The 23,186-nt window shown below is 66.7% G+C and carries 21 protein-coding genes; 7 read left to right on the top strand and 14 right to left on the bottom strand.

Annotated elements, in window-relative coordinates:
* Positions 1-3: 3 nt before the first annotated feature.
* The 3 genes from J2W36_RS18200 to J2W36_RS18210 all read left to right on the top strand — a co-directional run bounded on the left by J2W36_RS18200 (position 4) and on the right by J2W36_RS18210 (position 3,062).
* Complete coding sequence (locus tag J2W36_RS18200; RefSeq protein WP_370869348.1) at positions 4-1,011, top strand: ABC transporter permease subunit; 1,008 nt, start codon at positions 4-6, stop codon at positions 1,009-1,011.
* Between the two features lie 157 nt (positions 1,012-1,168).
* Positions 1,169-2,107 carry an ABC transporter substrate-binding protein gene (locus tag J2W36_RS18205; RefSeq protein WP_307691170.1) on the top strand — a complete coding sequence of 313 codons (939 nt, stop codon included), beginning with the start codon at positions 1,169-1,171 and terminating at the stop codon, positions 2,105-2,107.
* A 28-nt stretch (positions 2,108-2,135) separates the two neighbouring features.
* Positions 2,136-3,062, top strand: a complete 927-nt coding sequence (locus J2W36_RS18210; RefSeq protein WP_307691171.1) for a carbohydrate kinase family protein — start codon at positions 2,136-2,138, stop codon at positions 3,060-3,062.
* Between the two features lie 6 nt (positions 3,063-3,068).
* Here the strand turns inward: J2W36_RS18210 and J2W36_RS18215 are convergent, their stop codons facing one another.
* Together J2W36_RS18215 and aroC are read right to left on the bottom strand one after the other, a co-directional pair.
* On the bottom strand, positions 3,069-3,665 hold the full coding sequence (locus J2W36_RS18215) for a rhomboid family intramembrane serine protease (RefSeq protein ID WP_307691172.1): 597 nt from the start codon (positions 3,663-3,665) through the stop codon (positions 3,069-3,071).
* Between the two features lie 84 nt (positions 3,666-3,749).
* On the bottom strand, positions 3,750-4,880 hold the full coding sequence (gene aroC / locus J2W36_RS18220) for a chorismate synthase (RefSeq protein ID WP_307691173.1): 1,131 nt from the start codon (positions 4,878-4,880) through the stop codon (positions 3,750-3,752).
* 133 nt (positions 4,881-5,013) lie between these two features.
* Here aroC and J2W36_RS18225 point away from each other — a divergent pair, with 133 nt between their 5' ends.
* Positions 5,014-5,436 carry a cupin domain-containing protein gene (locus tag J2W36_RS18225; RefSeq protein ID WP_307691174.1) on the top strand — a complete coding sequence of 141 codons (423 nt, stop codon included), beginning with the start codon at positions 5,014-5,016 and terminating at the stop codon, positions 5,434-5,436.
* A gap of 62 nt (positions 5,437-5,498) precedes the next feature.
* A complete protein-coding gene (locus tag J2W36_RS18230; RefSeq protein WP_307691175.1) occupies positions 5,499-6,077 on the top strand; it encodes a GbsR/MarR family transcriptional regulator in 579 nt (192 codons plus the stop codon).
* Positions 6,078-6,125: 48 nt separating this feature from the next.
* Here J2W36_RS18230 and chrA read toward each other — a convergent pair whose 3' ends face one another.
* The 12 genes from chrA to J2W36_RS18290 all read right to left on the bottom strand — a co-directional run bounded on the left by chrA (position 6,126) and on the right by J2W36_RS18290 (position 21,103).
* Positions 6,126-7,385 (bottom strand): chromate efflux transporter, encoded by a 1,260-nt coding sequence (chrA, locus tag J2W36_RS18235; protein WP_307691176.1) that lies wholly within the window; start codon positions 7,383-7,385, stop codon positions 6,126-6,128.
* 83 nt (positions 7,386-7,468) lie between these two features.
* The gene (gene cydX / locus J2W36_RS18240; RefSeq protein ID WP_307691177.1) at positions 7,469-7,591 is read right to left on the bottom strand and encodes a cytochrome bd-I oxidase subunit CydX; all 123 of its coding nucleotides are present in this window, start codon (positions 7,589-7,591) and stop codon (positions 7,469-7,471) included.
* Positions 7,592-7,618: 27 nt separating this feature from the next.
* Complete coding sequence (gene cydB / locus J2W36_RS18245) at positions 7,619-8,773, bottom strand: cytochrome d ubiquinol oxidase subunit II (RefSeq protein ID WP_307691178.1); 1,155 nt, start codon at positions 8,771-8,773, stop codon at positions 7,619-7,621.
* Between the two features lie 13 nt (positions 8,774-8,786).
* Positions 8,787-10,400 carry a cytochrome ubiquinol oxidase subunit I gene (locus J2W36_RS18250; RefSeq protein WP_307691179.1) on the bottom strand — a complete coding sequence of 538 codons (1,614 nt, stop codon included), beginning with the start codon at positions 10,398-10,400 and terminating at the stop codon, positions 8,787-8,789.
* A gap of 36 nt (positions 10,401-10,436) precedes the next feature.
* The gene (gene cydC, locus J2W36_RS18255; protein WP_307691180.1) at positions 10,437-12,128 is read right to left on the bottom strand and encodes a thiol reductant ABC exporter subunit CydC; all 1,692 of its coding nucleotides are present in this window, start codon (positions 12,126-12,128) and stop codon (positions 10,437-10,439) included.
* Complete coding sequence (cydD, locus tag J2W36_RS18260; RefSeq protein ID WP_307691181.1) at positions 12,125-13,804, bottom strand: thiol reductant ABC exporter subunit CydD; 1,680 nt, start codon at positions 13,802-13,804, stop codon at positions 12,125-12,127. Before cydD ends, cydC begins: the two co-directional genes overlap by 4 nt.
* A gap of 269 nt (positions 13,805-14,073) precedes the next feature.
* On the bottom strand, positions 14,074-15,036 hold the full coding sequence (locus J2W36_RS18265) for an NAD(P)H-dependent flavin oxidoreductase (protein WP_307691182.1): 963 nt from the start codon (positions 15,034-15,036) through the stop codon (positions 14,074-14,076).
* 134 nt (positions 15,037-15,170) lie between these two features.
* A complete protein-coding gene (locus J2W36_RS18270; RefSeq protein ID WP_307691183.1) occupies positions 15,171-16,961 on the bottom strand; it encodes an acyl-CoA dehydrogenase in 1,791 nt (596 codons plus the stop codon).
* A 66-nt stretch (positions 16,962-17,027) separates the two neighbouring features.
* The gene (locus tag J2W36_RS18275) at positions 17,028-17,960 is read right to left on the bottom strand and encodes an electron transfer flavoprotein subunit alpha/FixB family protein (protein WP_307691184.1); all 933 of its coding nucleotides are present in this window, start codon (positions 17,958-17,960) and stop codon (positions 17,028-17,030) included.
* A gap of 2 nt (positions 17,961-17,962) precedes the next feature.
* Entirely contained in the window at positions 17,963-18,712 is a 750-nt protein-coding gene (locus J2W36_RS18280; RefSeq protein WP_307691185.1) for an electron transfer flavoprotein subunit beta/FixA family protein, read from the bottom strand.
* A gap of 146 nt (positions 18,713-18,858) precedes the next feature.
* Positions 18,859-20,139 carry a mechanosensitive ion channel family protein gene (locus J2W36_RS18285; RefSeq protein ID WP_307691186.1) on the bottom strand — a complete coding sequence of 427 codons (1,281 nt, stop codon included), beginning with the start codon at positions 20,137-20,139 and terminating at the stop codon, positions 18,859-18,861.
* Positions 20,140-20,149: 10 nt separating this feature from the next.
* Positions 20,150-21,103: a histone deacetylase family protein gene (locus J2W36_RS18290; RefSeq protein WP_307691187.1), complete on the bottom strand. Its 954-nt coding sequence runs from the start codon at positions 21,101-21,103 to the stop codon at positions 20,150-20,152.
* 489 nt (positions 21,104-21,592) lie between these two features.
* Between J2W36_RS18290 and mltB the strand changes: the two genes are divergently transcribed.
* Positions 21,593-22,522 (top strand): lytic murein transglycosylase B, encoded by a 930-nt coding sequence (mltB, locus tag J2W36_RS18295; RefSeq protein ID WP_307691327.1) that lies wholly within the window; start codon positions 21,593-21,595, stop codon positions 22,520-22,522.
* Positions 22,523-22,545: 23 nt separating this feature from the next.
* Positions 22,546-23,175, top strand: coding sequence for an HD domain-containing protein (locus J2W36_RS18300; RefSeq protein WP_370869354.1), 630 nt, complete (start codon positions 22,546-22,548; stop codon positions 23,173-23,175).
* The last annotated feature ends 11 nt before the right edge of the window (positions 23,176-23,186 follow it).

Genomic DNA, 23,186 nt, shown 5'->3' on the forward strand with positions numbered 1-23,186 from the left:
GTCATGACACCCAAGACCGCCACCGCTGCCGCCGCCATGGCCCACGAAGCCGCCGCGCAACCGCGCGCCAGCGCCCGCGACCTGGTCCGCACGCTGGGCATGCTGCCCGTGCTGGTGCTGCTGTGCATCGGCTTCAGCCTGGCCAGCGAGAACTTCTTCAGCCTGCAGAACCTGTCGATCATGACCCAGCAGGCATCGATCAACATCGTGCTGGCCGCAGGCATGACCTTCGTGATCCTCACCGCGGGCATCGACCTGTCGGTGGGCTCGATCCTGGCCGCCTCGGCCGTGGTCGCGATGCTGGTGTCCAAGCTGCCGGAGTTCGGCATGCTGGGCATCGCGGGCGGGCTGGCCTGCGGGCTGCTGTTCGGACTGATCAACGGCGTGCTGATCGCCTTCGTCAAGCTGCCGCCCTTCATCGTCACGCTGGGTTCGCTGACCGCGGTGCGCGGCATCGCGCGCCTGCTGGCCAGCGACACGACGGTGTTCAACCCCGACCTGCCCTTTGCGTTCATCGGCAATGGCGATGTGCTGGGCGTGCCGTGGCTGGTGATCATCGCCTTCGGCGTGGTCGCGCTGTCGTGGTTCATCCTGCGGCGCACGGTGCTCGGCCTGAACATCTATGCGGTGGGCGGCAACCCCGAAGCGGCCCGACTGGCCGGCATCAAGGTCTGGGCCGTGCTGCTGTTCGCCTACGCCACGTCGGGGCTGCTGTCGGGCCTGGGCGGCGTGATGGCGGCATCCCGGCTCTATGCGGCCAACGGCCTGCAGCTGGGCGCATCCTACGAACTCGATGCCATCGCGGCGGTGATCCTGGGCGGCACCAGCTTCGTCGGCGGTGTCGGCTCGATCCTGGGCACGCTGATCGGCGCGCTGATCATCGCGGTGCTCACCAACGGGCTGATCCTGATGGGTGTTTCGGACATCTGGCAGTACATCGTCAAGGGCCTGGTGATCATCGGTGCGGTCGCCCTCGATGCCTATCGCCGCAAGGGCTCGGCCAGAACATAGGCCTACCCCCAGGCTTCGCGCACTTCGTGTCGCTTCGCCCATCCCCTGGCAGGAGGCAACACCTACGGCCCGGCTAAGCCGGTTCCGCGGTGTTTACTGGCCTGCCCTTTTTCGTGCAACGCTTCAACAACCACAGACCACTGACAGGAGACTTCCCATGCGCAAATCCCTCTTCGCCCTCGCCGTGATCGCGGCGGCCATCGCCGCTCCTGCGGCGCAGGCCCAGACCAAGCAGATCAAGAACGTGGGCATCACGCTCGGCTCGATGGGCAACCCCTTCTTCGTGTCGCTCGCCAAGGGCGCCGAAGCCAAGGTCAAGCAGCTCAACCCTGCGGCCAAGGTGACTGCGCTGTCGGCCGACTACGACCTGAACAAGCAGTTCTCTCAGATCGACGGCTTCATCTCCGCCGGTGTCGACCTGATCCTGGTCAACGCCGTTGACGCCAAGGCGATCGAGCCCGCGCTCAACAAGGCCAAGAAGGCCGGCATCGCCGTGGTGGGCGTCGACGTGGCGGCCAATGGTGCCGATGCGACGGTGCAGACCAACAACGTGCAGGCTGGCGAAATCGCCTGCCAGTTCATCGTCGAGAAGCTCGGCGGCAAGGGCAACGTGATCATCCAGAACGGTCCGCAGGTGTCGGCCGTCATCGACCGCGTGAACGGCTGCAAGTCGGTGTTCAAGAAGAACCCGGACATCAAGGTGCTGTCGGACGACCAGGACGCCAAGGGCTCGCGCGAAGGCGGCCTCAACGTGATGCAGAACCACCTCACCCGCTTCCCGAAGATCGATGCGGTGTTCACCATCAACGATCCACAGGCCATCGGCACCGACCTGGCCGCCCGCCAGCTCAACCGCAAGAACATCGTGATCGCCTCGGTCGACGGTGCGCCGGACATCGAAGGCGCACTCAAGGCGGACACCCAGGTGCAGGCTTCGGCCAGCCAGGACCCGTTCATGATCGCGCAGAAGGCGGTCGAAATCGGCCAGGGCCTCCTCAACGGCCAGAAGCCCGCACAACCGATGGTCCTGCTGCCCTCCACGCTGGTTACCCGCGCCAACGTCAAGGACTACAAGGGCTGGTCGGCACCGCGCTGAGCGGACGACCACTCGCCTGGAGCAAAAGATGTTTGTCGTCTGCGGTGAAGCCTTGATGGACGTGTATGTGCGTGACAGCACCCCCACCGGACTGCTGCTCGATGCACGCGTGGGCGGTTCGCCGTTCAATGTGGCGGTCGGCCTGGCGCGCCTGGGCGGCAACGCGCAGTTGCTCACAGGGCTGTCGAACGACGTGCCCGGCGAGCGGCTGGTGCAGTCGCTGCGCGACGAGAACGTCGGCACGGCGCTGGTGCTGCGCCACGCGGCGCCGACCACGTTGAGCGTGGTGAGCGTGGGGCCCACCGGCGTGCCAAGCTATGCCTTCCATGGGCATGGTGCAGCCGACCGGCAGCTCACCCTCGGCACCCTGCCCGCGCTGCCCGCCGAAACGCGGGTGCTGCAGTTCGGCTCCTACGCCCTGGTGGTGGAGCCGGTGGGCACCGCGCTGCGCGCGCTCGCTGCGCGCGAACGCACGCAGCGCCTGATCGCCTACGACCCGAACGTGCGGCTGAACGTCGAACCCGACGTCGGGCGCTGGCTCCCGGTGGTCGACGAGATGGTCGGCTTGTCGCACATCGTCAAGGTGAGCGACGAGGACCTGGGGCTTCTCTACCCTGACGAGTCGCCCGCCCACGTCGCGCAACGCTGGCTGGCGCTCGGTGTGAAGCTGGTCGTGGTCACGCGCGGCGCGACCGGTTGCGAGGCATGGAATGCGGCCGGCCATGCCAGCGCACCCGCGCTGCTGGTGGACGTGGTCGACACGGTGGGTGCGGGCGACACCTTCCAGGCCGCGTTGCTGACCTGGCTGGCCGAGCACGAGGCGCTCACGCCACCAGCCATCGACGCGCTGGGCCTGGCCGAGGTCGCTGCGCTGCTGCGCTTTGCAGCGCGCGCGGCCTCCATCACCTGCTCACGCCGGGGCGCCGACATGCCTCGCCGCGCGGAGCTGGTCTGAGCGGATTCAGCGCCTGCGGCCGAATGGTGGCTGGCCACGCCAGTAACGGATCGTGAGCCAGCCGCCGGCCAACCCGCCCAGGTGCGCGAAGTGCGCCACGCCGCTCATGCTGCCAGTCACGCCCAGGCCGAGTTCGATCAGCCCGTAGAGGGTGACGAACACCCACGCCGGCATCGGGATGGGGGGAATGAGCGGCACGATCTTGCGGTGCGGAAACAGCATCGCAAACCCCACCAGAAGCCCGAACAGGCCGCCCGAAGCGCCCACCGTCGGGTACATGCCGCCGGACCATGCGGCCACGCCCAGCTGGGCGGCGGCTGCACCGAGCACGCTCACGAAGTAGAAGATCAGGAAACGCCTGGGACCCCACACACGCTCGAGTTCGCCACCGAACATGTAGAGGCCGAACATGTTGAACACGAGATGCGACAGGCCGCCATGCAGGAAGGCGTAGCTCACGACCTGCCACGGTTCGAACGCGCCGGAGCCGATCGGCCAGAGCGCAAACGAGGCCAACCCGTCGCCCGCCCCGAGCGACTGCATGAGGAACACGATCACGTTCGTGAGGATCAACGCCTGGGTGGCGGGGGGCAAGGCAAACATCTCGAAATCCGTTAGGGCAACAATGGACGGGGCTCACGGCGGCGTGGCAGCCTGGAACACGGGCGCATGCAGCGCCACGCCCCTCTAGAGAAAGGACGCCTGCGGCACAGCCGCTGCGGCACCCGCATCGTCGCGGGACCGTGCCGATGCGGCTTGCACGTCGCCACACTGCGCGCGGTGGCGCAACGCATGCTCCATGACCACCAGCGCCAGCATGGCCTCGGCAATGGGCGTGGCGCGAATGCCCACGCAAGGGTCATGGCGACCCTTGGTCACCACCTCGACCGGCTGGTTGTTCACGTCGATCGACTGGCGCGGACTGATGATCGAGCTGGTTGGCTTGATGGCGATGGTGACCTCCAGGTCCTGGCCGGTGCTGATGCCGCCCAGGATGCCGCCCGCGTTGTTGCTGAGAAAGCCGGTGGGCGTGATCGAATCGCCATGCGTGGTGCCGCGCTGGGTCACGCTGTTCCAGCCCGCGCCGATTTCCACCGCTTTCACCGCATTGATGCCCATCATCGCAAAGGCGATGTCGGCATCGAGCTTGTCGAACAGCGGCTCGCCCAGTCCCACGGGAACGCCGGTGGCGGTCACGCGGATGCGCGCACCGCAGGAGTCGCCGGCCTTGCGCAGCGCGTCCATGTAGGCCTCCAGCGCCGCCACGTCGGCCACGGGCGCGAAGAACGGGTTGTTCGGCACATGGTCCCAGCTCTCGAAGGGAATGGCGATGTCGCCGATCTGGGCCATGCAGCCGCGAAACACCATGCCGTGCCGTTCGGCCAGCCATTTCTTGGCCACGGCGCCGGCGGCAACCATGGGGGCCGTCAAGCGTGCCGACGATCGCCCACCACCGCGCGGATCGCGAATGCCGTACTTGTTCCAGTAGGTGAAATCCGCATGGCCGGGGCGAAACTGCTGGGCGATCTGGCCATAGTCCTTGCTGCGCTGGTCGGTGTTTTCGATGAGAAGCGCAATCGGCGTGCCGGTGGTCTTGCCTTCGTACACGCCCGAGAGGATCTTCACGGTGTCCGGCTCGTTGCGCTGCGTCACGTGACGACTGGTGCCGGGACGGCGGCGGTCCAGGTCACCCTGAATGTCCGCTTCGCTCAACGACAGGCCGGGCGGGCAGCCGTCGATGACGCAACCGATCGCCGGGCCATGGGATTCACCGAAGTTGGTGACTGCGAAAAGGGTGCCAAAGGTGTTGCCGCTCATGGGCGCAGATTATCCCCGCAACCACGCGCGCCCGATGCGCAAGGCAAACCAGGCGCGGCACCGCCGGCTTCGGCCGGGAACGGTTTATGCATGTTGCAGCGCCGCATCTCCACCCTCCTCCGAAGGAATGCACATGCTGGACCGCACTGCGACAACGTTCTCCCACGTCAAGCCCGGCGACACCGAATTCGTGTCAGGCGGCCTGCGCGATTTCTTCCTCTACCGGGACCTCGGCATCGCCCAAGCCACCCACGGCAAGGTCATCGCGCACCTGGTCAAGGCGAACATGGCACCCGAAACGGGCACCGGCTGGCACCGTCACGAGGCGGACTTCCAGATCGTCATCATGACCAAGGGCTGGGCCCGCTTCATGTATGAAGACAAGGAAACCTTGGTCGAGGCCGGCGACGTGGTGCACCAGCGCCCGGGCATCCGCCACTATCTCTTCGACTATTCGCCGGACATGGAATACCTGGAAATCGTCGGGCCCGCCGACTTCAAAAGCATCGACGTGGAACCGGTGTGCGCCATACCCCCACCCACGCCGTGGGCTTGATGCGAGTCGGGGTATTTTCATGACTTCGTGAAAGTACAGCATGTTCGCGCAACAATTGCGGCATGCCCCATACATCGAACCTGCCGCCCCTCAATCGCCAGTTTGTTGCCCACTTCGGCGAGATGGGAAGCAAGTGGGGCATCAACCGAACGGTCGGCCAGATCTACGCGCTGATCTTCATCTCGCAGCGTGCACTGCATGCCGACGAGATTTCGGAGATGCTTTCCTTTTCCCGCTCCAACGTCAGCATGGGGTTGAAGGAACTGCAGAGCTGGCGCCTGGTGCAGCTGCGTCACCAGCCCGGCGACCGGCGCGAGTATTTCGAGGCGCCCGCCGACGTGTGGGAGATTTTTCGCGTATTGGCAGAGGAACGCCGCCGCCGAGAGATCGAACCCACGCTCTCGATGCTGCGCATGGCGCTGCTGGAGAAAGCGGGCTCCGAAGAAGAGCGTCACGCGCAGGAGCGCATGCGTGAGATGTACGAGCTCATCGACCGGCTAATGAAGTGGTTCGACGATGTGCAACGCCTGTCGCCCGAGACTGCGATGCAATTGATGGGCATGGGCGCGACGGTAACGAAGGTGCTGAGTGTCAAGGATCGATTGATCGGCCGGAGCAAGGAAAAGAACACGGCGGACTGACCAGGCGAGCGTGATGCCACGACCGGGCCTCTGCCAGCGGTCCAGCGCCTAAAGGGCGAACACCCATCCTGCCCCTGCAGCCAGTACCACGACAAGCACCGGCGACAGTCGCGCATAAACCAGCAGTCCGAACGCCGCCAATGCAAGCGCGAAATCGGCGCGTGAGCGAATGGCACTCGTCCAGACCGGGTCGTACAGCGCCGCAACCAGGACGCCGACCACGGCTGCATTGATACCAGCCATGGCGCGCTGAACGCCATGGCGCTGGCGCAGTGACTCCCAGAATGGCAAGGCGCCCAGCACGAGCAGGAAGGCTGGCACGAAGATGGCCAACAGCAACGCCATGCCGCCGCCCCAACCGCCCCAAGGGGGTGGCATGACGGCACCCAGGTAAGCAGCGAAAGTGAACAAGGGACCCGGGACAGCCTGCGCCGCCCCGTATCCCGCGAGAAAAACATCATTGGAGACGAGTCCGGTTGGCACGACGCCGGCCTGCAACAGCGCCAGCACGACATGCCCACCGCCGAACACCAGGGCGCCGGCCCGATAGAACATGGTGGCGACCGACAGCGCCGGGGACTGGACCAAGGTCGCCAGCACAGGCAGCAGTACCAGGAGCGCACCAGCCAGGCCCAGCAGCACGGCACCGGTCGTCTTGCTGATGCCATAGTCACGGTGCCGCGTCGGCGCAAAGTGTCCGGTTTCGATGCGCCAGCGGCCGATGACGCCGCCCACCACGATGGCCGCGATCTGCCCCGCAGCGGAAGGCACCGCCAGCACGAACAGCGCTGCGCCAATGGCGACACCGGCGCGCAGGCGGTCGGTGCAGAGCGACTTCGCCATGCCCCATACCGCTTGCGCGACCACGGCGACTGCGGCCACTTTCAGGCCATGGACAGCCCCCGATCGCGAGAGCATGGCCCACTGGTTCACCCCGGCCGCAAAGAAAATGAGCGCGATCGCCGAAGGCAGTGTGAAGCCCAGCCAGGCCGCCAGTGCGCCGAGCCACCCCGCGCGGCCGAACCCCAGGGCGATGCCGACCTGACTGCTGGCCGGGCCGGGCAGGAACTGGCACAACGCAACCAGATCGGAATAGCTCTTGTCGTCGAGCCACCGGCGGCGTTCCACAAACTCCGCGCGAAAGTAACCCAGGTGCGCGACCGGTCCGCCAAAGGAGGTCAGCCCGAGCTTGAAGAACGCGAGAAGGACCTCGGTGACCGCGCCGCGTGACGGCGGCGCGCCGCCCTCATCATCGACGGCCGCTGCTGCTGCGGGTGGCTGGGGACCAGGAGGCTGAGAGTGGTTCATCGAAGCGGTCCGCCCGCGCACGCCGCGTGAGAAGGTCACCCCGGCGGGGTGCCTGGGGCCACTCTATTTTAAGCCCCGCGGTTTCAGGGCTTGTCCATCTTGTCGTGCCGAATGGCGTCGTCTTCCATCAGCTCGTACCACATCGCGTTGAGCACGGCGAAGGTCGCTGCCAGCGGCAGCCCCAGGATCCAGGCGAAGTACCACATGATCGATTCCTTGTTTCTTTGAACGTTTCAGTAGGCGTGGCCGCGTTCGTCGCGGATGGCATCCGCGTCGACCTTGCCCCACAGCACGTGGTAGACCCAGCTCGTGTAGGCCACGATGAGCGGGATGAAGACGACGGTCACCACCAGCATGATGAACAGCGTGAGATCGCTCGACGACGAATCCCACACCGTCAGGCTGGCGCGCGGGTCGATGGACGACGGCAGGATGAACGGAAACATCGAGGCGCCCACGCTCAGGATGATGCCGGCGATCGACAGCGCGCTGGCCAGGATCGTCAGCACCTCGCGACGCAGTTGCAACCCCGCCAGCGCGATCAGCGCGCCGACGAAGCCCAGCGCCGGAGCGGCCCACAGCCACGGCCGCGCCGCATAGTTGGCGAACCACGCGCCCTGCTGTACCACGGCGGTCTTGAGCAGTGGGTTGGACGGACCATCGACCGGCTGCACGCTGGTGACCTGGTAGCCATCGATCCAGCGCCACATCGCATACCCCGCCAGCGCGTAGAGCACCACCGTGGCAATCGCCGCCACGCTGCCGAAGCGACGTGCGCGATCGGCCACCGGACCTTGCGTCTTGAGCTGCAGCCAGGCGGCGCCGTGCATCACGAGCATGGCCACCGACACCAGGCCGCAGAGCACAGCGAACGGGTTCAGCAGGCCGAAGAAGGTGCCGTCATAGAAGATGTGCATGTCAGGCGACAGGCGGAAGGGCACGCCGCGCAGCACGTTGCCGATGGCCACGCCGAAGATCAGGGCGGGCACGAAGCCGCTGATGAAGAGCACGGCGTCCCAGCGCGCACGCCAGCTCGGGTCTTCCCGCTTGCTGCGGAACTTGAAGGCGACCGGCCGCAGGATGAGTGCCACCAGGATCGCGAACATCGCCAGGTAGAAGCCCGAAAAAGACACGGCGTAGAGCTGCGGCCAGGCCGCGAAGATCGCCCCGCCGCCCAGAATGAGCCAGACCTGGTTGCCCTCCCACACCGGGCCGACGCTGTTGATGATGACGCGGCGCTCGATGTCGTTGCGCCCCGCGAAGGGCAGCAGGATGCCGGTGCCGAGGTCGAAGCCGTCGGTCACGGCGAAGCCGATCAGCAGCACGCCGAGCAGCAGCCACCAGATCAGGCGCAGGATTTCGTAATTGATGAGGTCGTGAAGGATCATGGGGTGCTCCTGGTCAGTCGGCGGCGGTCAGCGGCGTATTTCCTACGGCGCGCAGCTCGGGTGCAGCTTCGGCGCGGTACACCGCGGGCGGCGGGACCGGATGGTCGGCAGGGCCCTTGCGGATCGCCTTGAGCATGAGCTTCATCTCGATGACGAGCAGCACGGTGTAGATGAGCGCGAAGCCCGCGATGGTGATGAGCAGCGTGGCTGCGCCCAGGCTGGAGACAGCCACTGCGGTAGGCAGCACGCCCTCGATCACCCAGGGCTGGCGGCCGACCTCGGCCACGATCCAGCCGCACTCCGCAGCGATCCAGGGCAGCGGGATCGCAAACACGGCCACCTTGAGCAGCCAGCGGTGCGCATCGAGCCGGCGGCGCACCGACAGCACGAAGAAGGTGGCGGTCAGCACGATGAAGAACATGCCCAGCGCAACCATGATGCGGAACGACCAGTACAGCGGCGCTACGGCGGGCACGGTGTCCCAGGCGGCCTTGCTGATCTGCTCGGCCGTGGCCTGCCGCGGATCGTCCACATAGCGCTTGAGCAGCAGCGCGTAGCCCAGCGACGCGCCGTCGGCCTCGAAGGCGGCGCGCGCGGACACCGGCACCGCGGCATCACTGCCAGCGGCACGGATCGTCTGCAGTGCGTCGTAGGCGCGGATGCCATCCCGAATGCGGTGTTCGGCCAGCTTCACCAGATCCTCGATGCCCGGGATCTCGGTGTCGAGCGAGCGCGTGCCGATCAGACCCATCACGGCCGGAATGTGCACCGCGAAATGCGTCTCGCGTGCTTCCTGATCGGGGAAACCGAAGACGGTGAAGGCCGCGGGCGCCGGCTCGGTCTTCCACATGGCTTCGATCGACGCGAGCTTCATCTTCTGATGCTCGGTCGACAGGTAGCCGCTCTCATCGCCCAGCACCACCACCGACAGCGAGGCCGCCAGGCCGAATGCCGCAGCGACGGTCATCGAGCGCTTGGCGAGCTGCAGGTGCCGGCCGCGCAACACGTAGTACGCCGACACGCCCAGCACGAAAATCGCCGCGACGGTGTAGCCCGCCGACACCGTGTGCACGAACTTGGCCTGCGCCACCGGATTGGTCAGCACGGCGAAGAAGTCGGTCACCTCCATGCGCATGGTCTGCGGATTGAAAGCCGAGCCGACCGGGTTCTGCATCCAGCCGTTGGCGATCAGGATCCACAGCGCCGACAGGTTCGAGCCGATGGCCACCGCCCAGGTCGTCATCAGGTGGCCGACCTTGCTGAGCTTGTCCCAGCCGAAGAAGAACAGGCCGACGAAGGTGGCTTCGAGGAAGAAGGCCATCAGCCCTTCGATGGCCAGCGGCGCGCCGAAGATGTCGCCGACGTAATGGCTGTAGTAGCTCCAGTTCATGCCGAACTGGAACTCCATGACGATGCCGGTGGCCACGCCCATCGCGAAGTTGATGCCGAAGAGCACGCCCCAGAACTTGGTCATGTCGCGCCAGACGGTGCGGCCGGTCATCACGTAGACCGTCTCCATGATCGCGAGGATCACGGCCAGCCCGATCGTCAGCGGTACAAAAAGAAAGTGGTAAAGCGCTGTGAGTGCAAACTGCAATCGGGACAGCGCGACGATATCGAGGTCCATGGAAAGTCCTTTCGTTTCTCTTCGGATCGTGGCAATTCAGTCGGGTCGCAGCGCATCGAGCGCCGCGTCGAATTCGGGGGTGCCGCGCGACAGCTCGGCGACGATGCGGCCGGCCTCCAGGCAGACCAGCCGGTCGGCCAAAGCAGCCTCGCGGCGCAAATGGGTGGCGATGAGCACGCTGCGTCCGGCGGCCTGGGCGGCCAGGCGTTCCAGCACGTCATGGGCGACGGTGGCGTCGAGCGCCTCGGTGGGCTCGTCCAGCACCCAGACACGGGGTGGGCGCAGCAGCAGGCGGGCGAGCGCGAGCCGCCGCGACTGCCCGCCCGACAGGCCCAGACCGCCCTCGCCCAGCGGTGTGTCGAGCCCGCGCGCCATCGCGCGCACATCGCCCGCCAGACCGGCAGCATCGAGCGCGATCCACAGCCGCGCATCGTCGGCGTCGGGTGCGGCCAGGCGAAGGTTGTCGCGCAGGCTATCCTGGAACAGTTCGGTGCGTTGGGTGAACAGGCTGAGCGGCGGCACCTGCACACGACCGGCGCGCGGCGTGATCTCGCCAGCCAACACCGCCAGCAACGTCGACTTGCCCGCACCGCTCGGCCCGATCAGCGCCACGCGCTCGCCGGCCTGCAGCGTGAGCGACACGCCATGCAGCACATCGACGCGGCTGCCCGCATGCGCCGCGCTCACGTCGCGCAGGCGCAGCACCTCGTCGTCGTTGGCCGCACGCGGCGGCATGGGCGCCGTCGGTACCGTCGCCATGCGGGGGCCGAGCCGGCGGGCGGCCAGCCAGCTGCGTCCGGCGTCGAGCGCTCCCCGGCGCAGCGCGGCGAAGGGCTCGACCGCCGTCAGCGCCACGAGCAGGGCGAGCGTGGCCGCCGGGGCGCCGACGCGGCCCTCACCCATCAGCATGCCGACGCCGATCAGCACCCCGACCAATGTCAGCGTGCTGGCGATGCCATAGGCCATGCCCGCCCGCGTTTCCAGGCGATGGAGACGCAGGTCGGCGCGGGCCAGGTGACGGTCGGCCACGGCAATCGCCTCGCATTGCGCCGCCAGCCGTCCGGCCATCACCAGATCGGTCTGGCCCGATACCAGGTCGACCGTGCGCGCGCGCAGCGCCTCGACGGCCAATCCGCGCTGCACCGACACCGGTCGTGCCCGCCGCGCGACCACCAGCGCGATGCCCCAGCCGGACGCGATCAGCCACAGCGCCAGCGCCACGCCCATTCCCACGCTCATGAAGCCGAGCACGACGCCCGCCAGCAGTGCCGCACCCATTGCCGAAACTGCGGGCACCCACAGCCGCAGGTAGAAGGTCTCCAGTGCGTCGATGTCGGCGGTCAGGCGAAACAGCAGGCGCGCGGGCCGCGCCAGAAGCTCGCGCGCGGCCTCGGGCTGCGCCCAGCCACGGAACAGGCGCTCACGCAAAGGTGCCAGCGCAGCGAAGGTGGCGTCGTGCGTCACCAGGCGCTCGGCATAGCGCGAGCCAGTGCGCCCCAGCGCGAGCAGGCGTATGCCTGCCGAGGGCATGAACACATCGAAACCGATGGCGGTGGCGGCCTGCAGGCCTGCGAGGGCAGTGGCCGTGATGAACCAGCCCGACAGCCCGAGCAGCGCCATGCCCATGAGCACCGTCAAGGCCGCCATGGCCGCGCCGAGCGCCAGCCGGCCGGGCTGCGCCGCGACGAAGAGCCACAGCACCGCGGCAAGGTCGTTGCGGCGCTTCATGCAGCCTCCCTCACGGCGACGGGTGCAGCATTGCCTGCCGGCTCGAGCCGGACCACGCGCCCCATGCGCGCCGCCAGCACCGGGTCGTGCGTGGCGACGATCAGCGTCCGGCCATGGCCCAGTGCCACCAGCGCGTCGGCAACGCGCAGCGCCGTGGCGGTGTCGAGGTGAGCCGTCGGCTCGTCGACCAGCAGCAGATCGGCATCGGTGCGAACGTACACGCGGGCCAACGCCAGGCGCACGGCCTCGCCGCCCGACAGGCCGGTGCCGCCCTCGCCCAGCGCCGCGTCCGGGCGGGCCTGCGTCACATGGCCCAGCGCCGCACACTGCATGGCGGCATCGGCCTGCGCGGCCGTGACGCCCGCACGGCCGAGCGCCACGTTGGCCCGTGCAGAGCCTGCGAACACGTGCGGCTGCTGGCCCATCCAGCCCATGCGTTGACGCAGCGCTGTGGCGGTGTCGCCGTTCAGTGCAACGCCGTCGATCTCCACGCTGCCTGCATCTGCCGGCACCAGGCCGGCGATCAGGCTCAGCAGCGCAGTCTTGCCCGCGCCGCTCGGTCCCAGCAGCGCCACATGCTCGCCGGGCGCAATCTGCAGGTCGAAGTCCTGGAACAGGGGTGCCTCGCCAACGTGGGTGAAGCACAGGCCCCGCAGCACGACGGACGGGCCGCTGGTGACGTGCCGGCCCTCTGTCGGCGGCACGGCGGCGGACAACGCCGCGCCCGGCAGCGCCACGCCGCCGCAGCCCAGCCGGTCGAGTTCGTCCAGCGCCGCCTCACCGGCCGCGCGGTCGTGCCAGACGCTCGAGAGGTCGCGCAGTGGCTCGAAAAAGGCCGGTGCCAGCAGCAGCACGAACAGCCCTTCGCCCAGCGTGAGCGAACGCCCCCAGGTGCCGAAACCGATCATGCCCAGCAAATGGAAACCGATATAGGCCGCCACCATGGCCACACCCAGCGCGGAGAACAGTTCCAGCACGGCCGAGGACAGGAAGGCAATGCGCAGCACCGCCATCGTGCGCTGGCGCAGGGACTGTGCCGATTCGCCCAGGCGCCGCGCTGTGGCGTCGACCGCGTCGAGCGCGCGCAAGGTGGCCAGACCCCGCAGCCGATCGAGCAGGAACGCGTTCATGCCGCCCATCTCGACCCGTTGTGCTTCGCTCGCCGCCTTGGCGCGCCAACCGACGATGGCCATGAAGAGCGGAATCAGCGGCGCAGCAACCAGCAGCACCAACGCGGCGATCCACGAGAACCAACCCACTACCGGCAGGATGACCAGCGGCACGATCACAGCACGCCAACGCGCCGGGCTGTACCGCACCAGGTAAGGCAGCACCGCTTCGGCCTGTTCGGCGACCACACTCGCCGCCTGGCCCGATGCGGCACGGCTGCGGTCCAGCGGCGAGCGTGCGGCCAGCGCGGCCACCACCTGGGCGCGCACGACCGACAACTGCGCACGCGCCTGCACGAACACCCGGCGACTGCCCCAGGCCTCGGCACCCGCGCGCAACAAACCGAGCAGCAGGATGCCGAGCGCCGGCCACCAGACCGCCTGGACGCCTTCGCCACCGCCCAGCCGCTGCACGGACCACGCCAGCAGGGCGGCCTGCGGCAGCCAGCACAACGCGGCGGCGCCCTGTACCAGGCTCCCCGCCCCGGGGTGCCGGAGCGTGCGCAAGCCCGCGGAGAGCGTCGGCTCGGAAGTAGCAGCAGTCGCAGGACGATGTATCACTTTGTTTTACCGAAATTTCAGTATTTACTGAAATTTCGTCAATCATAGACGCCTATCGCCGTCGGGACAAGGCCTGTAGGATTTCGCCCACAGGCCCTCTGGCCGGGTGCAGGCACTGGCCTCACCTGCCCGAATTCCAAACGGAACCGCCCATGAAAAAAGGGCCTGTCCAGGCCCTTTTTTTCTTCGCTCGCCGGGGTATCCCCCCGGTCGCCTCACAGCGCCAGTCGTTGGCGCGCAGCCTGGTATTCGCGCTTGAGCTTTTCCACGAACACCGCCGTTGACGTGACTTCCGTGATGGCGCCAATGCCCTGGCCCGAGCCCCAGATGTCCTTCCACGCCTTGGCCTTGCTGCCGTCGCCGCTGGCGAAGTTCATGGTCTTGAGGTCACCCTCGGGCAGGTTCGCCGGGTCCATGCCCGCTGCCACGATGCTGGGCGCCAGATAGTTGCCGTGCACGCCGGTGAACAGGTTGGAATACACGATGTCGTCTGAACTTCCGTCGACGATCGCCTGCTTGTAATCGTCGCTGGCGCGTGCCTCTTCGGTGGCGATGAAGGCCGTCCCGATGTAGGCGAAGTCGGCCCCCATGGCCTGCGCTGCCAGCACGGCACCGCCCGAGGCGATCGACCCCGACAGCGCCACCGGGCCGTCGAACCACTGGCGGATCTCCTGGATCAACGCGAACGGGCTCTTCACGCCTGCATGCCCACCCGCACCGGCTGCCACGGCGATCAGGCCGTCGGCGCCCTTTTCGATCGCCTTCTTTGCGAAGGCGTTGTTGATGACGTCGTGCAGTGTCACACCGCCGTAGCTGTGCACCGCGTCATTGACGTCGGTGCGCGCGCCCAGCGAGGTGATGACGATCGGCACCTTGTACTTCACGACCATGGCCATGTCATGCTCGAGCCGGTCGTTGCTCTTGTGCACGATCTGGTTGATGGCGAAAGGCGCCGCCGGCTTGTCCGGGTTCGCCTTGTTGTAGGCAGCGAGTTCTTCGGTGATTTCGATGAGCCACTCTTCCAGCTGCGCGGCCGGACGCGCGTTGAGTGCCGGCATCGAGCCGACCACGCCGGCCTTGCACTGTGCGATCACCAGCTTGGGGTTGCTGATGATGAACAGTGGCGAGCCGATGATGGGCAGTGGCAGGTTGGCGAGTACAGGGGGCAGTGTGGACATGGTCGATCGTCTCTTGATAAGTTATTGAATACGGGAGCGGATTTCCGAACGCAAAGGAAGCTGGAGCCCATTCTGGTTTTCCTTGTGCGACTTCTGCGTAACCTTCGCGACCTCCGCGTTCGGCGACCGCTTTCTCAGAAGGCTTCGAGCGCCAGTGCCGTCACGCTGTCGGCACCGTCGACAATGCTGTCGCGCAGTCCCGGCGCCTTGTTGAGGATGTGCTCGGCATAGAAACGCGCGGTCGCAACCTTGGCCTTCATGAAGGCGATGTCGGTACCGACCTTCTCCAGGTCTTCGGCCACCAGCAGCGAGCGCGCCAGCTGCCAGCCCGCGACCAGGTTGCCGGCAAGCATCAGGTACGGCACGCTGCCCGAAAACACCGCGTTCGGCGAGGCCTTGGTCTGGCCCGCAACGAAGTCGACCACATCGATGAAGGCCTTGCGCGCCGCCGTCAGCCGCAGCAGCACGGCCCTTGCGTCGGCGCTGTCGCGCTGCGCGAGTTCGGCTTCGGTCTGCGCGATCTGCGCGGCAATCGCCTTGGCCGTCTGGCCACCGTCGCGCGCGGTCTTGCGGCCGACCAGGTCGTTCGCCTGGATGGCCGTCGTGCCTTCGTAGATCGTCAGGATCTTCGCGTCGCGGTAGTACTGCGCGGCACCCGTTTCCTCGATGAAGCCCATGCCGCCGTGCACTTGCACCCCCAGCGAAGTCACTTCGAGGCTCATCTCGGTGCTGAAGCCCTTGACCAGCGGCACCATGAATTCATAGAAGGCGGCGTTCTGCTTGCGTGCGTCAGCGTCCGCATGATGGTGCGCGGCGTCGTAGGCCGCTGCGGCCACCGAAGCCATGGCTCGGCAGCCCTCGGTGTAGGCACGCATTGTCATCAGCATGCGCTTGACGTCCGGGTGATGGATGATGGGCGCGCTGGCGTTGATCGAACCGTCGACCGGTCGACTCTGCACGCGCTCGCGCGCATAGGCCACGGCATGCTGGTAGGCGCGCTCGGCAATCGCGATGCCCTGCATGCCCACCGCGTAGCGCGCCGAGTTCATCATGATGAACATGTATTCGAGGCCGCGGTTTTCCTGCCCGACCAGATAGCCCACAGCGCCCCCGTGGTCGCCATACTGCAGCACCGCCGTAGGCGACGCCTTGATGCCCATCTTGTGCTCGATGCTCACGCACTGCACGTCGTTGCGCGCACCCAGCGAACCGTCATTTTCCACCATGAACTTGGGCACCACGAAAAGGCTGATGCCCTTCACGCCCTCGGGTGCTCCCGTGGCGCGGGCCAACACGAGGTGCACGATGTTCTCGGCCATGTCGTGCTCGCCATAGGTGATGTAGATCTTGGTGCCGAACACCTTGTAGGTGCCGTCGGCCTGCGGCTCGGCACGGCTGCGCACGAGGCCCAGGTCGCTGCCGGCCTGCGGCTCGGTCAGGTTCATGGTGCCGGTCCATTGCCCGCTCACCAGCTTCTCGAGGTACACCGCCTTCAGCTCGTCGGAGCCGGCCGTGAGCAACGCCTCGATCGCGCCATCGGAGAGCAACGGACAGAGCGCGAAGCTCATGTTCGCCGAGTTCAGCATCTCGCCACAGGCCGCGCCGATGGTCTTGGGCAAGCCCTGTCCGCCGAAATCACCCGGATGCTGCAGCCCCTGCCAGCCACCGGCCGCGTACTGCATGAAGGCTTCCTTGAAGCCGGGCGTGGTCGTGACCACGCCGTCCTTGAACGACGAGGGATTGCGGTCGCCGGCCACATTCAATGGCGCCACCACATCCTGATTGAAGCGCGCACATTCTTCAAGCACCGCCTGCGCGGTATCGAGTCCGGCCTCTTCGAGGCCGGGCATCTGCGCGACCTGCGCGATGTTTGCGAGGTGCTCGATGTCGAACAGCATGTCCTTGATCGGGGCGATATAGCTCATGAGGGGTCTCCAGATACGAAAAAGGCACCGCGAACGATGCCTTGTGGGACAAACGGTTGCCCGCGCTTACAGGGCCTTCACCAGCTCCGGCACGGCCGTGAACAGGTCAGCCACCAGGCCATAGTCGGCCACCGAGAAGATCGGCGCTTCCTCGTCCTTGTTGATCGCGACGATCACCTTGGAGTCCTTCATGCCGGCCAGATGCTGGATCGCGCCGGAGATGCCCGCGGCGATGTAGAGCTGCGGCGCGACGATCTTGCCGGTCTGGCCCACCTGCCAGTCGTTCGGGGCATAGCCCGCGTCGACTGCCGCGCGGCTGGCGCCCAGGCCCGCGTTGAGCTTGTCGGCCAGTGGCGTCATCACTTCGGTGAACTTCTCGGCGCTGCCCAGCGCACGTCCGCCGGAGACGATGATCTTGGCGGCGGTCAGTTCGGGGCGGTCGCTCTTGGTGACCTCGCGGCCCACGAAGCTCGACTTGCCGCTGTCGGCCACGCCTTCGGCGGTCTCGACGGTCGCAGTGCCACCCGTGGCTGCAGCCGCATCGAAGCCGGTCGTACGCACGGTGATCACCTTGGTTGCGTCGCTGCTCTGCACGGTGGCAATTGCATTGCCGGCGTAGATCGGGCGCTCGAAGGTGTCTGCGCTCACGACTTGCGTGATGTCGGAGATCTGCGCCACGTCCAGCTTGGCGGCCACGCGCGGTGCGACGTTCTTGCCGTTGGCAGTCGAGGGGAACAGGATGTGGCTGTAGTTCGCCGCGATGGCGAGCACCTGCGCGGCCACGTTCTCGGCCAGGTTCTCGGCCAGGCTGGCGCTGTCGGCCACGATGACCTTGGCGACGCCGGCGATCTGCGCGGCAGCCTTGCCAGCCTCGGCGGCGTTGGCACCGGCGACGAGCACGTGCACGTCGCCACCGCAGGCGAGCGCCGCGGTCACGGTGTTGAGGGTTGCCGGCTTGATGCTGGCGTGGTCGTGTTCGGCAATGACTAGTGCGCTCATGTTCAGATCACCTTCGCTTCGTTCTTCAGCTTGTCCACCAGCGTGGCCACGTCGGCCACCTTGATGCCCGCGCCACGCTTGGGCGGCTCGCTGACCTTGAGGGTCTTCAGGCGGGGCTTGACGTCCACCCCCAGGTCTTCGGGCTTGAAGACGTCGAGCGTCTTCTTCTTGGCCTTCATGATGTTGGGCAGCGTGACGTAGCGCGGCTCGTTCAGGCGCAGGTCGGTGGTAATGACCGCAGGCAACGTGAGCGTGAGTGTTTCCATGCCGCCGTCGACTTCGCGCGACACGGTGACCTTGTCGGCAGCCAGGTCGATCTTCGAGGCAAACGTGGCCTGCGGCAGATCGGCCAGTGCGGCGAGCATCTGGCCCGTCTGGTTGGCGTCGTCGTCGATCGCCTGCTTGCCCAGGATGATCAGCTGCGGCTGTTCCTTGTCGACCAGCGCCTTGAGCAGCTTGGCGACGGCCAGCGGCTGGAGTTCTTCGGTGGTCTCGACCAGGATGCCGCGATCGGCGCCGATGGCCATGGCCGTGCGCAGGGTTTCCTGGCACTTGGCGTCGCCGCAGGAAACGGCGATGACTTCAGTGACGATGCCCTTTTCCTTCAGGCGGACCGCTTCTTCGACGGCAATCTCGTCGAAGGGGTTCATGCTCATCTTGACGTTGGCAATGTCCACGCCGGTGCCGTCACTCTTGACGCGGACCTTGACGTTGTAATCGACGACCCGTTTGACAGGTACCAGAACCTTCATTGGCTTGACTCCGTTGAAATGCAAAACTGAATGGATTCGGAACAGCCAACCATTCTAGGGGTCGACTTTCCACGAGGCTTGTCGCTTCCTGTCACCAGCGCTGCAATGCCACCGGCAGGAAAAAGAACGATCGTGCTTTTCTGCAATTATAGAGGAGCTTCGCTTTTGGGCAAGAACTCTTGCGGCACCGACTCCACGCGCAGCACCCGCTGCGGATAAGGAATGTCGATGTGCGCCTGGCGCAGGGCCGCCAGGATCGCGATGTTGATGGCCGAACGCACGTTGTCCTTGCCCTTGTCGGGGTCGGCCACCCAGAACAGCAGGCTGAACTCGAGCCCGTCCGGCGCGAAATTGACCAGGTAGGCGACCGGCGCCGGATCGGTCATCACGCGCGGCTGCGCGCTGGCCGCGTCGCACAGGATGGCCTGCACCTGGGCCACGTCGCTGTCGTAGCCCACCACGATGTTGGTCGTGATGTTGAACTTGCGGTCGGCCAGCGTGAGGTTCTCCACCCGGCTGGTGATGAGCGACTCGTTGGGCACGATCGCCTCGCGGCCGTTGCCCGCGCGGATGAGCGTGTAGCGCGTCTTGATGTCGGTGATGCGGCCCTCGAAGGCATCCACCTTCACGTTGTCGCCAATGCGGATCGAACGCTCCAGCAGGATGACGAAGCCGCTCACATAATTGGCAGCGAGCTTCTGCAGGCCGAAGCCCAGGCCCACACCCAACGCGCCACCGAGCACCGACAGTGCGGTGAGGTCGACGCCCACGGCCGACAGCGCGAACAGCAGGCCGATGAGCATCAGCAGGGCACGCACGGCATTCGACGCCACCTTGCGCATCGACAGGTCGGTCACGGCCTGGTGCAGGATGCGCTTCTCGATGGTCGCCGCGATCCACAGCGCGATCACCAGCACCAGCGCCGCCGAGAGCACGCCTTCGAAGATGGTGCGCACGCTCACGCGCGTCTTGCCGAAAGCCAGCGTGATGTTGTCGAGCTCGGCGAGCACCGGCGGCAGCAGGCCGACGATCCAGAGCACCGCACCGATCCAGGCGATCCACGAGATGGTGCGTTCGATCAGGCGCACCAGCGCCGACGCTGGAAACACGGCGCGCAGCACGCGCGCAAACAGCCGGATGGCCGCCAGCGACAGGAAAACCGACACCGCGATGCGCAGCACCAGCACGGGCTGGTATTCGAGCACCAAGCGCCGCGTGAGGTCGGTCAGAAGCAGCGCAAGCAGCGGGAACAGCAGTCCATCGACGATGCGAACGCCGAACCAGATGGAGTCCTTGGGCTGGTCCCGCCCGAACCAGCGGCACACGCCCCAGGCCACGGCGATGCAAAGGGCCAGCGCAGCGAGTTCGATCCAGACGCTGCGGGCATGGATCTGTTGGATTCGTTCGGTGAAGTCGCTGAAATTCATTCGGAAGGGTTCAGAGATCGGCCAGCTCGCGCAGGTGAAGTTCGACACAGCGCGCCAGTGCGTCGAGGTTGTATCCGCCTTCAAGCAACGAGACGATGCGGCCCTGCGCATGGCGGCGGGCCACGTCGCGCACGCGGGCGGTGATCCAGGCAAAGTCGTTTTCGTTCATGTTGAGCTGGCCCATCTCGTCGTCGCGGTGCGCATCGAAGCCGGCGCTCACGAAGATCATCTGCGGGCGGAATTCTTCCAACCGCGGCATCCACATCATCTCGATGAGTTCGCGCACGTCCATGCCCTTGGTGTAGGCCGGCACGGGCAGGTTGAGCATGTTGGCGGCGGGATGCTCCGTGTCGGAATACGGATAGAACGGATGCTGGAAGATGCCGACCATGAGCACCCGGGGGTCGTTGGCAAGGATGTCCTCGGTGCCATTGCCGTGGTGCACGTCGAAGTCGACCACGGCCACACGTTCCAGGCCGTGAACGTCCAGCGCATGCAGCGCCGCAATGGCGACGTTGTTCAGGAAGCAGAAGCCCATCGCCTTTTCGCGGCAGGCGTGGTGGCCGGGCGGACGCACGGCGCAGAAGGCATTTTCCAGTTCGCCGGCCATCACCGCGTCGGTGGCGGCAATGGCCGCACCGGCAGCCCGGCGCGCAGCCTGCACGGTGTCGCGCATGAGCAGCGTGTCGGGGTCGAGCATCGCATGGCCCGGACCGCCCGCGGGCACATCGGCGATCAGGCGTTGGGTGAGTTCCTGCAGATGTTCGAGGTGTGCCACGGTGTGTGCACGCGTGATCTGCGGCAAGGTCGCCAGCGGCACCTCGCCATGCGTGAGCGCATCGCCCACGCCAGTCAGCAGCAGGCGGTCCTCGATGGCATCGAGGCGCTGCGGACATTCCGGATGCCCGCCGCCCATGTCGTGTTTCCAGCAGTCGCGGTGAGTGAAGTAGCCGGTTTTGCCCATGTCTCTGTCGCCCGAGCGCCCTCTCGCGCGCAACGGCTGACGCCCCAGGTTATTGTTTGAATGACACCGTGCGAACTGCCCACAGAGCAGCCACCCAGGTTGCATGTTCAGCTTACCACGGGGGCTACGCCGGCGAGGCTGGGGTGGGCCTGCAGATCGCCCGTGGCAGGGCGGCACAATCCAGCGATGCGCCGCACCTTCTTTCGCACCGCCTCTCCCGTCGTTGCCGGGCCCACCTCACGCACCCTGCCCTGCGCGCTGTCGCTGGCGTCGCTGTCGATTGCATCGCTGTCGATGGCGTTGTGCGCGCCGGCACTGGCGCAGCACGAGCGCAAGGCAACGCAGAGCCAGCGCGCGAACGCTGCGGCACCTGCCAGACCGGCCACGAAGTCGTCCGCCAAGCCCACGACCAAACCCGCGACCAGGTCTGCCGTCCGCGCACCGACGGCCGCGCGCAGCGGCCCGTTGTACGCCACGCGTGACGACGCCATGCAGTTCGCCGACGACGTGGCGACCAGACGCAACCTGGACCCTGCATGGGTGCGTACCACCATCGGCCGCGCGCGGTTGCTGCCTGGCGTGCCGCGGCTGATGCTCCCGCCCGCGCGCGGCACGCCGAAGAACTGGCGCGCCTACCGCAGCCGCTTCATCGATCCGGTGCGCATCGCTGCCGGCGTGCGATTCTGGCGTGCCAACGCGGCCACGCTGGCACGGGCAGAAGCGCAGTTCGGCGTACCGTCGGACATCATCGTGGGCATCGTCGGCGTGGAGACCATCTACGGCCAAAACATGGGCAGCTTCCGCGTGATCGACGCGCTGGCCACGCTGGCCTTTGACTTCCCGCAGGCGCACCCACGCGCTGCCGAACGCCAGGCTTTTTTCCGCGACGAACTCGAAAGCTTCCTGAGCCTGGAGAGCCGCACCGCGACCGACCCGATGGCACCGCTGGGCAGCTACGCAGGCGCCATGGGCATGCCGCAGTTCATGCCCAGCAGCATCGCCAAGTACGCGATCGACTTCGATGGCGACGGCCGCATCGATCTGGTGAACGACCCGGCCGACGTGATCGGTTCGGTGGCCAACTACTTTCGGGCCTTCAACTGGCAGCCGGGCATGCCCGCGCTCTACAGCGTGTCGTTCGACCCAGCCACACTCGACCTCGACGCCCTGCTGGCGCCCGACATCCTGCCGACCTTCAGCGCGGCCAGCTTCCGCGCCAAGGGTGCGTTGCTCGACGCCCAGGGCCAGCGGCACACCGGCCCACTGGCACTCATCGAACTGCAGAATGGCGACGACGCGCCCACGTTCGTGGCCGGCACCGAGAACTTCTATGCCATCACGCGCTACAACTGGAGCAGCTACTACGCCATGTCGGTGATCGAACTCGGCCAGGAGATTCGTGCCGCCATGGCGCCCTGATCTCCATGCGGCAGATGAACGCGATGCATGCCATCAAGCCTTCCGGCCTCGCCACCTGGACCTCTGCATGGCTGGCGCTGGAACTCGAGCCCGACGGCGCGCTGCGCGACCAGCTACTGGCCGCCTACGCCGAGCCACAGCGCCACTACCACACGCTGCAGCACCTCGACGAATGCCTGGACTGGTTTGCCCGGATGCAGTCCGAAGCCGAACGGCCGGCCGAGGTCGCGCTCGCACTTTGGTTTCATGACGCGGTCTACGATGTGCACGCGCACGACAACGAGGCGCGCAGCGCCGACTGGGCGCAAGCCGCGCTCGCCCATGCAGGCGCGGACCCAGCGGTCGCCCGGCGCGTGCATGCGCTCGTCATGGCGACCCGGCACGAGGAGCGCCCCGACGGCCCCGACGCCGAATTGCTGATCGACATCGACCTGTCGATTCTCGGCGCGCCAGTCGAGCGCTTTGCGCAATACGAGCAGCAGGTCCTTGCTGAATACGCGCACGTGCCCGCTGCCGTGCGCACGCCACGGCGGCGCACGATCCTCCAGCGCTTTCTCGACCGCCCGACGCTCTATCTCACGCCCCCCATGCACGCGCTGCTGGAGATGCCCGCGCGTTGCAACCTGGCACGCTCGATGGCCGCACTGGCCTGAACGCGCGTCGC

Origin of the sequence: Variovorax ginsengisoli (assembly GCF_030811835.1) — a bacterium.
Taxonomy (GTDB): Bacteria; Pseudomonadota; Gammaproteobacteria; order Burkholderiales; family Burkholderiaceae_C; genus Variovorax; species Variovorax ginsengisoli_C.

Excerpts from the sequence above, each read along its gene's own strand:
- J2W36_RS18270 (WP_307691183.1), bottom strand. The coding sequence starts at position 16,961 with ATGAGCTATATCGCCCCGATCAAGGACATGCTGTTCGACATCGAGCAC.
- J2W36_RS18230 (WP_307691175.1), top strand. The coding sequence starts at position 5,499 with ATGCCCCATACATCGAACCTGCCGCCCCTCAATCGCCAGTTTGTTGCC.
- J2W36_RS18215 (WP_307691172.1), bottom strand. The coding sequence starts at position 3,665 with ATGTTTGCCTTGCCCCCCGCCACCCAGGCGTTGATCCTCACGAACGTG.
- aroC (WP_307691173.1), bottom strand. The coding sequence starts at position 4,880 with ATGAGCGGCAACACCTTTGGCACCCTTTTCGCAGTCACCAACTTCGGT.
- chrA (WP_307691176.1), bottom strand. The coding sequence starts at position 7,385 with ATGAACCACTCTCAGCCTCCTGGTCCCCAGCCACCCGCAGCAGCAGCG.
- J2W36_RS18290 (WP_307691187.1), bottom strand. The coding sequence starts at position 21,103 with ATGGGCAAAACCGGCTACTTCACTCACCGCGACTGCTGGAAACACGAC.
- J2W36_RS18280 (WP_307691185.1), bottom strand. The coding sequence starts at position 18,712 with ATGAAGGTTCTGGTACCTGTCAAACGGGTCGTCGATTACAACGTCAAG.
- J2W36_RS18275 (WP_307691184.1), bottom strand. The coding sequence starts at position 17,960 with ATGAGCGCACTAGTCATTGCCGAACACGACCACGCCAGCATCAAGCCG.
- J2W36_RS18250 (WP_307691179.1), bottom strand. The coding sequence starts at position 10,400 with ATGGACCTCGATATCGTCGCGCTGTCCCGATTGCAGTTTGCACTCACA.
- J2W36_RS18200 (WP_370869348.1), top strand. The coding sequence starts at position 4 with ATGACACCCAAGACCGCCACCGCTGCCGCCGCCATGGCCCACGAAGCC.
- J2W36_RS18300 (WP_370869354.1), top strand. The coding sequence starts at position 22,546 with ATGCATGCCATCAAGCCTTCCGGCCTCGCCACCTGGACCTCTGCATGG.
- J2W36_RS18210 (WP_307691171.1), top strand. The coding sequence starts at position 2,136 with ATGTTTGTCGTCTGCGGTGAAGCCTTGATGGACGTGTATGTGCGTGAC.
- J2W36_RS18225 (WP_307691174.1), top strand. The coding sequence starts at position 5,014 with ATGCTGGACCGCACTGCGACAACGTTCTCCCACGTCAAGCCCGGCGAC.
- J2W36_RS18285 (WP_307691186.1), bottom strand. The coding sequence starts at position 20,139 with ATGAATTTCAGCGACTTCACCGAACGAATCCAACAGATCCATGCCCGC.
- cydB (WP_307691178.1), bottom strand. The coding sequence starts at position 8,773 with ATGATCCTTCACGACCTCATCAATTACGAAATCCTGCGCCTGATCTGG.
- cydX (WP_307691177.1), bottom strand. The coding sequence starts at position 7,591 with ATGTGGTACTTCGCCTGGATCCTGGGGCTGCCGCTGGCAGCGACCTTC.
- cydC (WP_307691180.1), bottom strand. The coding sequence starts at position 12,128 with ATGAAGCGCCGCAACGACCTTGCCGCGGTGCTGTGGCTCTTCGTCGCG.
- mltB (WP_307691327.1), top strand. The coding sequence starts at position 21,593 with ATGCAGTTCGCCGACGACGTGGCGACCAGACGCAACCTGGACCCTGCA.
- J2W36_RS18205 (WP_307691170.1), top strand. The coding sequence starts at position 1,169 with ATGCGCAAATCCCTCTTCGCCCTCGCCGTGATCGCGGCGGCCATCGCC.
- J2W36_RS18265 (WP_307691182.1), bottom strand. The coding sequence starts at position 15,036 with ATGTCCACACTGCCCCCTGTACTCGCCAACCTGCCACTGCCCATCATC.